Source organism: Mesorhizobium sp. P170090, assembly GCF_057786115.1.
Genome location: NZ_JBYNWH010000001.1, coordinates 6,367,944 through 6,379,115, shown reverse-complemented (window position 1 = coordinate 6,379,115; position 11,172 = coordinate 6,367,944). Strand labels below are relative to the sequence as shown.

Genomic DNA, 11,172 nt, shown 5'->3' with positions numbered 1-11,172 from the left:
TTGCTTTACACGTACAAGATTTCAAAGTTGTTTATTGTGACAATTCAGCAACAGTAATTTAGCCCGAGCTCATGTACCGTATTGGCTTCCCCGCCAGGCTCGGCTGTTGTATCAACGCGCTCGGCGAAACCCTGACACGACGAGGATCGGGTGGCTTCATTGCTGAGAACCGTTTGTGGCCGGGCCGCCTGGGTCGGCGCGCTATGGCTGGTCGTGACGGCAGGGTCGGCGCTTGCCGAAGAGCCGAAGTCAACCACATCTGCCGAGACCAAGCCTGCAGAAGGCAATCCGTGGGCGCTAAACTGCGCCAGCGGATCGGCCGGCATCGAGCTTCAATGCCAGGTCTCCCAAAACCTTACCGAGGCCAAGACGGGGCAGCGCGTTCTTACCGTTACGGTTCGCCGCGACAACGGCAATGGCAACCTCGCCATGCTGCTGGCCTTGCCGCACGGGCTGTTCCTGCCTTCCGGCGCCTCGTACCAGATCGACCAGGGGCAGAAGACGACCATTGCCATCCAGACCAGCGACCAGAACGGCGCCTATGCCGCGACCCCTTTGTCGGCGGACCTCGTCAAGGCGATGAAATCGGGAACCAACCTGAACATCGGCATGGAGTCGGTGACGCGCAAGCCGGTGACCATTCCGGTCTCGCTTGCCGGATTCACTGCCGCGATCGACAAGCTTCAAGCGTTGAAATAGCCGGCCTATCTCGGCAGATGCGTAAGCATCAGCTTACGTTATGGACTGGCCGGGCTCACACGTGCTTGCGGCCGCCTGTCTCGCGGAACCAGCTGTCGGGGTAAGGATACCACCAGTCCTGGATCGCCGGTCTGTGGTCGATGATGACCATCTTGGAGCGTCGGAAGGCGTCGAGTCCCTGGCGTCCCAGCTCGCGGCCGAGGCCTGATGCCTTCCAGCCGCCGAAGGGCAAGGCGTCATTGTCGATCAGCGGGTTGTTGACCCAGACCATGCCGGCCTCGAGCCGCTCGGCCGCCTCATGCGCCTCGGCGAGGTCGGTGGTGAACACCGAGGCGCCGAGGCCGAACGGGCTGTCATTGGCAAGCCGGATCGCCTCGTCGAAATCCTTGACGCGGCAGATCGCGGCGACCGGTCCGAAACACTCTTCGCGCACGATCGCCATATCGGGGGTGACGCCGGTCAGGATCGTTGGCTCGTAGAACCAGCCAGTGTTGTGCGCCGGCGGAATGCGCCCGCCGGCAACGGCTATAGCGCCGTTGCTGATAGCATCATCGACCAGCCGCATCACTTTCGCCCGGGCGGCTTCGCTGACCAGCGGGCCGATCTCGGTCTTGTCCATGCCATTGCCGATGCGCAGCGCCCGCGTCTTCTCGGCGAACAGCTCGACGAAGCGATCGTGAACCGAGTCGACGACAAAGAAGCGTTCGGCCGAGGTGCAGACCTGGCCGGTCAGGTGGAAGGCGGCGGTGACGCTGCCGGCTGCCGCCACGTCGAGCGGCGCGTGCTCGCTGATGATCAGCGGATCGCTGCCGCCGGCTTCGATGACGCAAGGCTTCATGCGCTCGGCGCAGGCGACTGCCACGGCTTTGCCGGCGGCGACCGAGCCGGTGAAGGCGACAGCGTGGGTGCGCTCGGAGGCGACCAGCGCCTGCGCGGTGGCGGCCGTGCCAGGCAGGCAGGCGACCAGCCCTTCCGGCAGTGAACGGAACACCGTCATGTAGTCCAGCGTCGACAGCGTCGTCGCTTCGGCCGGCTTGATGACGCAGCCATTGCCGGCGGCAAGCGAGGCCGCAACGGTCCAGCACATCAGCAGGATCGGGAAGTTGTAAGGCATGATGTGCACGGAGACGCCATACGGCTCGTAGCGCGCATACTGGAACGACCCGGCCTGCGTCGTACCGGCGATCTTGCCGGCGTCGTCGCGCGCCATCTCGGCATAGTAGCGGAAGATCGGCGCGCAATTGGCGATCTCGCCGATCGCTTCGGGATAGGGCTTGCCCATCTCGCGCACCATCAGCTCGGCGCAGCGCGTGAAGTCCGCCGCCTCGATGGCGTTGGCGACCGCATGCAGATGCTTTGCCCGGCTCTTGGCATCGAGCTTCTTCCAGGCGGCTTGTGCCGTGGTTGCGGCACACAGCACCGCATCGACCTCACCGTCCGTTGCGGCGGAGATCGAGCCGACGGTCTCCAGCGTCGCCGGATCGATCACCGGTTTTGCCGTGCCGGTCATCGGCCGGTAGTCCGGATTGACGAAGAAAGCCGGCCGTTCAGCGGAGAATTGCATGGTCGTCCTTTCAGGTCCGCTCAGCGGATCATGTAGACTTTCTTGATGGTCTCATGGACGGTGCAGACGCCTTTCCAGTCCTGCGGGAAGAACGCCGCCGTGTCCGGCTCGATCTCGATGACCTCGCCCGATTCGTGCACATAGGTGCAGCGGCCCTCGAGGAAGTGGCAGAACTCGTCGCGGGTGACATGGCAGTGCCATTTGCCGGGGGTGCAGACCCACAGGCCGCATTCCGAACGGCCCTCCGGCCCCTTGTAGAGCAGCTTGCCCGAGGTGTGAGACTCGCCCTCGATCACGGTCGGGATGACGCCCCAGTCGACGAGGTCGGTGATGGCAAGCGGGGATTGCATGATGGGCGTGGTCATGGCGATTTCCTTTAAAAAAGTGCTCAGCGGCACATGAAGGCCTTGGTCAGTGTTTGCGTGATGGTGGAGGTGCCGGCCCAGCCAGCGGGGAGGAACACCAGCATGCCGGCCTCGACCGGGATCTCTTCGCCATTCTCGCGGACATAGGTCCCGCGGCCCGACAGGAAATGGCAGAACTCCTCGGCGGCAAAGGTAATCTTGCGGCTGCCTGGCGTGCACGACCACAGGCCGCATTCGCTTGAGCCGTTCGGGTTCTGAGAGAGGATCCTGCCCGAGGCGCGCGGCGAGCCGGCAAGCGTGTTGCTGCCCCCGCCCCAGTCCTCCAGTTTCACGGTCGAGGCCTTTGGCCAGCGCGGTGTCGGCATATTGGGAAGCTCCACCACGCGCGATGTCAGGCCAGCATGTAGACGTTGCGCATGGTCTCATGCACGGTGCATTCGCCTGTCCAGCCGGCAGGGAACATGACCACGGTCCCGGCTGCGACTTCTACCACCTCCCCGGCATCCGACCGGTACGTCGCGCGGCCGGCGACGAAATGGCACAATTCGTCGCGCGGAATCGAGAGCCGCCAGCGGCCGGGCGTGCAGACCCAGATGCCGGATTCCGGCTGGTTGTTGGGTCCTTTGTGGACAAGCCTGCCGGTCGAGTGCGACGCGCCGTCCAGCGCGTCGGACTGGGCGCCCCAGTCGACGAGGTCGGTGCGGGTGGAGGCTTGGTAGAGATGCGGGGCGGAGCAGGTCACAGCAGCGCCTCCAGCAGCCCGGCTGCCTTCTCAGGCCCGTTCTGGGCCTGCATCTGCGCCGAGGTCTTCGCCAGCCTGATCTTCATCTTGGGGTCAGTCAGGCAGGCTTCGATCCTGCTGATCAGCTGGGCGTCGCTCCAGTCGTAGCGCGGCATGCCGAAGCCGTGGCCGGTTTCCTGGACGCGGGTGGCGTTGTCGTGGCCGTCCCAGACATAGGGCATGATGATGGCCGGCTTGCCGAAATAGAGGCACTCTGTGAACGAGTTGTTGCCGCCATGGTGGATTACGGCATCGACCTGCGGGATAACTGAAGGCTGCGGAAACCAGCTCTCCACGATGACGTTGTCCGGCACATCCGTGTACTGGTCCTTGTAGCCGCCGACATTGACCAGCGCGCGGTAACGGGTCTTGCCCAGTGTTGCGATTATGCGCTTCAACAAATCGACATCGCCGGCGCCGAGGCTGCCGAAGGAGACATAGAGCAGCGGCCCGTCATTGTTCTCGGGGAAGGTCGGCACGGTATAGGGCTTTTCCTGCCGCACGCAGCCTTCCAGATACTGGAACTTTGCCGGGTCGAGCGGATGGCGGCGCTTGAACTTTGCCGCTTCGGGATAGAGCAGCAGATTGAGATAGGGCGAGGCCTCGAAGAATTGGCCGACGGGGTAGGGCGCTTCATTGTTTGCGGTGAGGAAGGCGTTGAAGTCGTCGTGGATGGGCTTGATCACCGCGTTGAAATGATCGCGGTAGCGCTGGTGGCCGACATGGTCGTTCTCGCCGCAGCCCGAGAGATGCGGCGGGATGTCCTCATCCTCGATCTCGTTTTCCGAGCAGGAAATGACGCGCACCCAGGGTTTGCCGAACTGTTTGATGGCCGGAAACAGGATGACGTTGTCGACGCAGATCACGTCCGGCTTGATGGCGGCCAGAACGCGCGGCAGATCTTTCTGCGCCCATTTGGCGCTGTCGACGATCGCGGTCCAGCAATCCTTCACGTAATTGTCGACCTGATCGTATGGCGATTTGCGGAAGTTCGGGATGTGGCCGTTGATGAAGTCTTCCCAGAATTTCGCCATCTGCTCGGGCGGCATCGGCTCCGACAGGTTCACCGGATGCGCTTCGAAGCCGTAACCCTTGTAGACATCGACAAAGCCCGGGTCGGACAGGAACACTGCCTTATGGCCGCGCGCCTCGACGGCTTGCGCGATGCCGACCGAATTGAGCGCCGGGCCGTAGGCCGCTTCGGGAAAAAACGCGATCGTCTTCTGCGCCATCAGGCTTCTCCTATTCTGCAAAAATTCTGACATCGGCGGCGTCCCAGCCGAGTTCGACTTGGTCGCCCGAGGAGACCGGCCGGCGGTCGGCGGCATCGGCGGTGACGCGCACCAGGAACGGTTTTGGCGACAAGGGCGTGCGGATATGCAGCTGCAGGTCGAGCCCGTGATAGGCCAGCGCCTCGACCGTGCCCGTGGTGCGGTTGGCGGTGTCGGCTGACGGGAACAACCGGATGCGTTCGGGTCGCACCGAAGCGACAGCGAAAGCGCCGGGTGTGAGCTTGGCGGGAACCTTGCCGGTGATGCGCGCGCCGTTCGCGGCGATCACGCCATTGGCAGACACCTTGCCCGGTACGAAATTCATCACGCCGATGAAGTCGGCGACGAAACGGTCGGCCGGATGTTCATAGATCGCGTGCGGTGTGTCGCATTGCAGCAGTCTGCCGTCCTTCAGCACCGCCATGCGGTTGGCCATGACGAGTGACTCTTCCTGGTCGTGGGTGACGATGACGAAGGTGATGCCGACTTCGTGCTGCAGGCGCTTCAACTCCAACTGCATGGCGCCGCGCAGTTTCTTGTCGAGCGCTCCGAGCGGTTCGTCGAGCAGCAGCAACCGAGGCCGTTTGACCAGCGCGCGGGCGAGCGCGACGCGCTGCTTCTGGCCACCCGACAATTGCTCAGGCTTACGGTCCGCGAAGGGGACAAGCTCGGTGGTGGCCAGAATGGCGTCGACGCGGGAACGGATTTCAGCTTTCGGCAAGCGCTCCATCTCCAGCCCGTAGGAGACATTGGCGCGCACGCTCATATGCGGGAACAGCGCGTAGGACTGGAACATCAGATTGACCGGCCGCTTGTTGGGCGGGGTCCGGGCGATGTCCTTGCCGTCGAGCAGGATGCGGCCGCCCGTAGGTGTCTCGAAGCCCGCCAGCATGCGCAGCAGCGTGGTCTTGCCGCAGCCGGAGGGTCCAAGCAGCGCGAAGAACTCGTTTTCGCGGATGTCGAGCGAGATGCCGTCGACGGCGGTGACCCGGCCGAACTTCTTCGAAACGTTATCAATGGCCAGCAGCGTGCGCGGTTCGCTCATTGGCCGATGATCCCACGGTTGAGCCGCTGCGACAGGGTCAGCGCGGTGATGGATACCGCCATGACGATGGTCGCCAGCGCGTTGATCTCCGGCGTGATGCCGAAGCGGATCATGGCGTAGATCTGCATCGGCAGCGTCGTCGAGGCGCGGCCGGCACCGGCGGTGAAGAAGGCGATGATGAACTCGTCGACCGAGAGCGTGAAGGCAAGCAGAGCGCCGGCAATCACTGCCGGCGCGATGACCGGCAATGTCACACGCCGGAAGGTGGTCAGAGCCGAGGCGCCGAGGTCGGCGGAGGCCTCGACGATCGACCAGTCGAAACTCTTTAGCCTTGCGCGCACCACCGAGCAGACGAAGGCGAGGTTGAAGACGACATGGGCGAGGATGATGGTATGCAGGCCCATGGTCAGGTTTAGCATGGAGAAGAACGACAGCAGAGCGATCGCCAGGACGATGTCGGGGATGATCATCGGTGCGAAGATCAGCGCCTCGAGACCCCTGCCGTATTGCCGGCGCATCTCGATGCCGATGGCCAGCAGCGTGCCGAGCAGCGTGGCGATGGCCGTGGAGACCAACGCCACGATCAGCGTGTTGAGCGCAGCGGAAAGGATGGCGGAATTGCCGGCCAGCGAGGCATACCATTTCAGCGAAAAGCCCGACCATGCCGTCGGCAGTCCGCCTTCGTTGAAGGACAGCGCCACCAGCACGGCGATCGGGATGTAGAGGAAGGCGAAGACGAGGGTGAGGATCGTCCGCATGCCGAGCGTACGGGTGAAGGAATGGGTCATCGCCGGCCTCCGACAATTGGAAGGCAAGCGAACGACCAGAGTCCTTCTCCCTGTTCACGGGTAGAAGATACCGGCAGGCAGATGAGGGGCAGCGCTGAGCGTCGCAAAGGTTGACGCCGCCCCTCATCCGCCCCTTCGGGGCACCTTCTCCCGGTGAACGGGGAGAAGGCAAGAATTGCGCGGCGCTCAGCCATCGGCGTCACCCCTTGCCTCAGCCGCACGCCCCGCGGCGCGGTCGGCGGCGAGCGCCTGCGCCATCAGCACCAGAAGCATGATGGCGATCAGCGCCATCGCCAATGCCGCGCCAAACGGCCAGTCATTGGCGGTCAGGAACTGGTCGTAGACGAGGTTGCCGATCATCTGGAAGCGGCCGCCGCCAAGCAGCGCCGGGGTGACGAAATTGCCAATCGACAGCACGAAGACGAAGACGGCGCCCGCAGCGATGCCGGGCACGGTCAGCGGCAGGATGACACGTCGGAAGGTGGTGGCGGCCGAAGCGCCGAGATCGCGCGATGCTTCGGCCAGTTCCGGGTTGAGGCGCGACAGCGGCGCGTAGCAGGCGAGGATGACGAAGGGCAGATAGTTGTAGACGAGGCCTGCGATGACCGCGCCTTCGGTATAGAGCATCGAGGGCGACTCGCCGGTGTAGCCGAACCAGCGCAAGAGCTGGGTGATCAGCCCTTCGCGGTTCAGCAGCACGATCCAGGCATAGGTGCGGATCAGGTAATTGGACCAGAACGGCAGCACGGCGAAGAACAGGAAAATTGGCTGCCACCGGCGCGGTGCGGCGGCAATTGCATAGGCCGCGGCATAGCCGATCACGACTGCGATGAGCGTCGCGGTACCGGCGATACGTGCTGAGTTGAGGAAGATGCCGGCATAGAGCGGGTCGAAGACCAGCCCGAAATTCCCCAGCGTGAAGGTGTAGTCGATGCCGCCATAGACGCCGCGCCGGAAGAAGGCGAGCGCCAGCACCAGGGCGCATGGGATAACCATCAGCGCGGTCAGCCAGACCAGCGCCGGGGCCATCAGCAGAGAGGAACGAAGTCGGGTCTGGGACAATTTCTCGGGTACCGCTCAGGGCCGGCGGCAGAAGTGCTGCCGGCCGTGAAGTCTGCGCCGCTTACTGCGCGGCCTTGATCTCGCTGACGATCTTGGAATAGTCGCGCTGGGCTTCGCCGACGTCACGCAACTGCTCGAACTTGACGAGATCGGCCACCGGCATCGCCATGTTGGGGAATTTGGCCAGGAAGTCGGCCGGCAGGCTTTCCATCGCCGGCTTGTTCGGCACCTTGTAGTCGATGTTCTGCGCCGCCCAGGCGTGGTTCTTGGCGTCGAGCATGAAGTTGATGAACTTGAAGGCGTCGTCCTTGTGCTCGGACGCCTTCATCACCACCATCGTGTCGACCCACAGGTCCGAACCTTCTTTAGGGATGACGTATTTGATCTCCGGCTTGTCGGCGATGCCGTAATTGCACCAGCCGTCCCAGGCCTGCACCATCAGCGCCTCGCCGGAAACCAGCTTGGAATAGAAGGTGGTGTCGTCATAGGCGAGCAGGGTCTTCTTGGCGGAGATCAGGAGGTCCTTGACCTCGGCCATCTTGGCCGGGTCGGTCTCGTTGACCGAATAGCCCTTGTCGAGCTGCCCGGCGGCCAGCAGCCAGCGATCGGTCGCCAGCATGGTGGTCTTGCCCTTCATCTCGTCGGAAGGGGCGAGCAGGTCGCTCCAGCTCGTGGGCGCCGTCTTGACAAGGTCAGAGCGGTAGCAGAGGCCCGTCGTGCCCCAGGTGTAAGGCACGGAGAAAGCGTTGCCGGCATCGTGCGGCAGCTTGGTCGCTTCGGGATAGAGGTTGGCGAGGTTGGGGATCTTGGCATGGTCGATCGGCTCGGTCAGGCCAAGCTTGTTTAATACTTCGGCGAAGGGCGAGGAGACGAAGACCACGTCATAGCCCTTGCCGCCGGCGGCAATCAGCTTGCCCATGATCTCTTCATTGGTGGCGTGCACCACCACTTCGCCGGCAACGCCGGTGGCGGTCTTGAAAGCGGCCATGGCGTCGGGTGCCATGTACCCATCCCAGTTCGAAATAACGAGGTCGGCTGCGGCGGCCGGCCCCGAGAGCGTCAGGGCGAGACCGAGAGCGATTGAGGATGTATTGAGCGCACGGCGCCGCAGGCTGGTAGCGGTCATGGCAGTCTCCCATTCGGTTTGATCGTCGAAATCATTTGCCGGACCAAGGCCGGCGACGCGCGCGCCTGCCTCGATCCTGTTCCCTCGGTCTTTTCTCGCCGATTGTGCCGACAGTACTATTGCAGAAAAAAGTACGTCAATCCATAATCTGTCAACCGACGGAGGAATTTGGCCGATTGTCCCTGTTCCGGCGATCAGCCAGTCCAATGCGCCACATTCGCATTCGAGAAAAGTCATGCAAGCCGTAGCCAGACGACCTCGCACCAACCATCTCGATCTGGCGCAGCGCATCCTGGATGTGGCGCGGCAGCGTGGCTTCGAGCCTGGCGCCCGCCTGCCCGAACAGCAGATCGCCTCGCTGTGCAATGTCTCGCGCACGCCCGTACGCGCCGCACTCGGCCTGCTCGCGGAACGGGGCGTGGTGCGCTGGGAGGCCGACAGCGGTTATCATCTGACGGTCGACCTCGCCGCCCAGCCCGCCATTGCCGCCGAACTACCCAGTGCGGAGGAAGACGAGCTCGCCGAAGCCATCCTGCGCGACCGCTCGGCGCGACGGTTGGACCAGACGGTGACCATCGCGGGGCTGATGCGACGCTACGACGCTGATCGCAAGACGGTACTAAAAGCACTTAACAAACTGACCGACGAGAATCTTCTGGATCGTGCGCCTGGGCAATCCTGGTTGTTTCGCCGCGCGCCGGACGATCCGGAGGCGCAAGGCGAAAGCTACGAGTTCCGCCTGGTGCTGGAGCCGGCGGCCATCCTGACGCCAGGCTTTCGGCTGGACGGGGCGCGGGCAGCAATGTTGCGGCAAGGCATGGAAGCGCTTGCAGCGCTGCCGGACGAGACATTCGACACGCGCGAGTTCCAGCGGCTGGACATGGATTTTCATGGCATGATCGCCGAGGGCTGCGCCAACCGTTTTGTGTCGGATGCATTGGCCGATCATCTCCGCCTGCGCCGGCTGCCGGGCATCTATTCCGGCGTCAACGTGTTTCGGCTGCGGCAATCGTTGCGCGAACACTCGGGCATACTCGACTATCTTGAAAGCCGGCAGTATGAGGTGGCTGCCGATCTGCTTCGCATCCACCTGCGGCTCTCCCGCAGCCAGCGACCGCAAGCAGCCAGCCGCGGAGCTCCCGCACTGTTCAGCATGATCAGCCGGCCGGATTGAAGAGGAATAATTGACGCGTAAAGCCAGCCCGACCATCGCGCTGTTTCCCGAAGCCAGTTTCGGCGCCGCGTTGAATTGCGTCGGTATCGCACAGGCATTGCGCGCACGGGGCGCTCGCCCCGTCTTCATCTGCCATGCCGGCTTCTCCGGCGTCTTTACCGACTATGGCTTCCAGGAATACCATCTGCCGACGGATGAGCCGCTGAGCGACAGCGACCGCCAGAGCTATTGGCAGGCCTTCGTGCGCCGGCACCTGCCGCATTTCCGGCTGAGCCCGATCGACCAGCTCGAGACCTATGTCGCGCCGACCTGGCAAGCGATCGTCGACACCGCCGTCAACGCCGAGGCGCCGCTGCGCCAATTGCTGGCGCGGCTGAAGCCGGACGCGGTGGTGCTCGACAACGTCATCATGTTCCCGGCGATCGCCGCCGCCGGCTGCCCGTGGGTGCGCGTCGTCTCCTGTGCCGAGACGGAACTGCCGGATGCCGAGGTGCCGCCCTATCTCTCGGGGATGGGTGCCGACGACCCGCAACGTGCGGCGTTCGAAGCGCGCTATCTCGCGGCCTCCGCACCCGCGCATGAGCGCTTCAACCGTTTTCGTGCGGATGCCGGCCTGGCGCCGTTGCCCAAGGGCCTGTTCCTCGAGACATCACCCGACCTCAATCTGCTGCTGACGCCAGCGATCGTACGGCGTGAGCGGGCCGAGCCGCTCGACCCCAAACGCTTTGTCTATCTCGAAGGCTGCGTGCGTTCGGAAGGGCCATTCGAGGTGCCGGTGTTTCCGCGCAATGGCGGCCCGCTGGTCTATGTCAGCTTCGGCAGCCTCGGCGCGATGGATGTCGGGCTGATCGAGCGCATGCTCGCCGTCTTCGACAGGCTGCCGGCGCGCTTCATCGTCAATGCCGGCGGCCTGCGCGACGCCTATCGCGCGGTGCCGGACAATGTCTATCTCGACGCCTGGTTTCCGCAGCCTTCGGTGGTGGCGAAGTCGGACCTGTTCATCCACCATGGCGGCAACAACAGCTTTTGCGAGGCGCTGCGCTTCGGCGTGCCGTCGCTGATCATGCCCTATTGCTGGGACGGTCACGACAATGCGCAACGCGCGGGAGAGACAGGTGTCGGCGACCATATCGGCCGCGACGCCTGGACGGAAGGGGGATTGGAGAGAGCCATTCTCGGCCTGCTGGCCGACGATGCGATGCGCGCCCGCCTCAGGGACAATGCTGCCAAGATGGCGCTGACCCCTGGAACGGATGTGGCCGCGCAAGCCATACTCTCTCTCATAGGTACGTGAACC

12 protein-coding genes are annotated in these 11,172 nt (G+C 63.8%); 3 read left to right on the top strand and 9 right to left on the bottom strand.

The window, feature by feature from the left end:
* Positions 1-159: 159 nt before the first annotated feature.
* On the top strand, positions 160-699 hold the full coding sequence (locus tag AC3EML_RS30790; protein WP_023672953.1) for an invasion associated locus B family protein: 540 nt from the start codon (positions 160-162) through the stop codon (positions 697-699).
* Between the two features lie 55 nt (positions 700-754).
* On the opposite strand, the gene AC3EML_RS30785 is transcribed toward AC3EML_RS30790, so the two are convergent.
* The 9 genes from AC3EML_RS30785 to AC3EML_RS30745 form a co-directional block, all read right to left on the bottom strand.
* Positions 755-2,263, bottom strand: coding sequence for an aldehyde dehydrogenase family protein (locus tag AC3EML_RS30785; RefSeq protein WP_352521617.1), 1,509 nt, complete (start codon positions 2,261-2,263; stop codon positions 755-757).
* 20 nt (positions 2,264-2,283) lie between these two features.
* Positions 2,284-2,628: a cupin domain-containing protein gene (locus tag AC3EML_RS30780; protein WP_023712264.1), complete on the bottom strand. Its 345-nt coding sequence runs from the start codon at positions 2,626-2,628 to the stop codon at positions 2,284-2,286.
* 23 nt (positions 2,629-2,651) lie between these two features.
* Positions 2,652-2,993, bottom strand: coding sequence for a cupin domain-containing protein (locus AC3EML_RS30775; protein WP_023815713.1), 342 nt, complete (start codon positions 2,991-2,993; stop codon positions 2,652-2,654).
* Positions 2,994-3,019: 26 nt separating this feature from the next.
* Positions 3,020-3,370 (bottom strand): cupin domain-containing protein, encoded by a 351-nt coding sequence (locus tag AC3EML_RS30770; protein WP_352521616.1) that lies wholly within the window; start codon positions 3,368-3,370, stop codon positions 3,020-3,022.
* Positions 3,367-4,641, bottom strand: a complete 1,275-nt coding sequence (locus AC3EML_RS30765) for a glycosyltransferase (protein WP_023704269.1) — start codon at positions 4,639-4,641, stop codon at positions 3,367-3,369. The genes AC3EML_RS30770 and AC3EML_RS30765 overlap by 4 nt, the downstream gene beginning before the upstream one ends.
* Positions 4,642-4,651: 10 nt before the next feature.
* On the bottom strand, positions 4,652-5,725 hold the full coding sequence (locus tag AC3EML_RS30760; protein WP_352521615.1) for an ABC transporter ATP-binding protein: 1,074 nt from the start codon (positions 5,723-5,725) through the stop codon (positions 4,652-4,654).
* Positions 5,722-6,513 carry an ABC transporter permease gene (locus tag AC3EML_RS30755; protein ID WP_023672946.1) on the bottom strand — a complete coding sequence of 264 codons (792 nt, stop codon included), beginning with the start codon at positions 6,511-6,513 and terminating at the stop codon, positions 5,722-5,724. The genes AC3EML_RS30760 and AC3EML_RS30755 overlap by 4 nt, the downstream gene beginning before the upstream one ends.
* A 186-nt stretch (positions 6,514-6,699) precedes the next feature.
* Entirely contained in the window at positions 6,700-7,542 is an 843-nt protein-coding gene (locus AC3EML_RS30750) for an ABC transporter permease (RefSeq protein ID WP_352521631.1), read from the bottom strand.
* A gap of 94 nt (positions 7,543-7,636) precedes the next feature.
* Entirely contained in the window at positions 7,637-8,701 is a 1,065-nt protein-coding gene (locus tag AC3EML_RS30745) for a polyamine ABC transporter substrate-binding protein (protein WP_023698839.1), read from the bottom strand.
* A gap of 235 nt (positions 8,702-8,936) precedes the next feature.
* Here AC3EML_RS30745 and AC3EML_RS30740 point away from each other — a divergent pair, with 235 nt between their 5' ends.
* Together AC3EML_RS30740 and AC3EML_RS30735 are read left to right on the top strand one after the other, a co-directional pair.
* Positions 8,937-9,875, top strand: coding sequence for a GntR family transcriptional regulator (locus tag AC3EML_RS30740; RefSeq protein ID WP_023698838.1), 939 nt, complete (start codon positions 8,937-8,939; stop codon positions 9,873-9,875).
* 10 nt (positions 9,876-9,885) lie between these two features.
* Positions 9,886-11,169, top strand: coding sequence for a glycosyltransferase (locus tag AC3EML_RS30735; RefSeq protein WP_023698837.1), 1,284 nt, complete (start codon positions 9,886-9,888; stop codon positions 11,167-11,169).
* Positions 11,170-11,172 lie beyond the last annotated feature (3 nt).

What these genes read in the sequence shown, in the direction of transcription:
- AC3EML_RS30785 (WP_352521617.1), bottom strand. Translation starts at nt 2,263, where the DNA reads ATGCAATTCTCCGCTGAACGGCCGGCTTTCTTCGTCAATCCGGACTAC.
- AC3EML_RS30780 (WP_023712264.1), bottom strand. Translation starts at nt 2,628, where the DNA reads ATGACCACGCCCATCATGCAATCCCCGCTTGCCATCACCGACCTCGTC.
- AC3EML_RS30775 (WP_023815713.1), bottom strand. Translation starts at nt 2,993, where the DNA reads ATGCCGACACCGCGCTGGCCAAAGGCCTCGACCGTGAAACTGGAGGAC.
- AC3EML_RS30765 (WP_023704269.1), bottom strand. Translation starts at nt 4,641, where the DNA reads ATGGCGCAGAAGACGATCGCGTTTTTTCCCGAAGCGGCCTACGGCCCG.
- AC3EML_RS30760 (WP_352521615.1), bottom strand. Translation starts at nt 5,725, where the DNA reads ATGAGCGAACCGCGCACGCTGCTGGCCATTGATAACGTTTCGAAGAAG.
- AC3EML_RS30755 (WP_023672946.1), bottom strand. Translation starts at nt 6,513, where the DNA reads ATGACCCATTCCTTCACCCGTACGCTCGGCATGCGGACGATCCTCACC.
- AC3EML_RS30750 (WP_352521631.1), bottom strand. Translation starts at nt 7,542, where the DNA reads ATGGCCCCGGCGCTGGTCTGGCTGACCGCGCTGATGGTTATCCCATGC.
- AC3EML_RS30745 (WP_023698839.1), bottom strand. Translation starts at nt 8,701, where the DNA reads ATGACCGCTACCAGCCTGCGGCGCCGTGCGCTCAATACATCCTCAATC.
- AC3EML_RS30740 (WP_023698838.1), top strand. Translation starts at nt 8,937, where the DNA reads ATGCAAGCCGTAGCCAGACGACCTCGCACCAACCATCTCGATCTGGCG.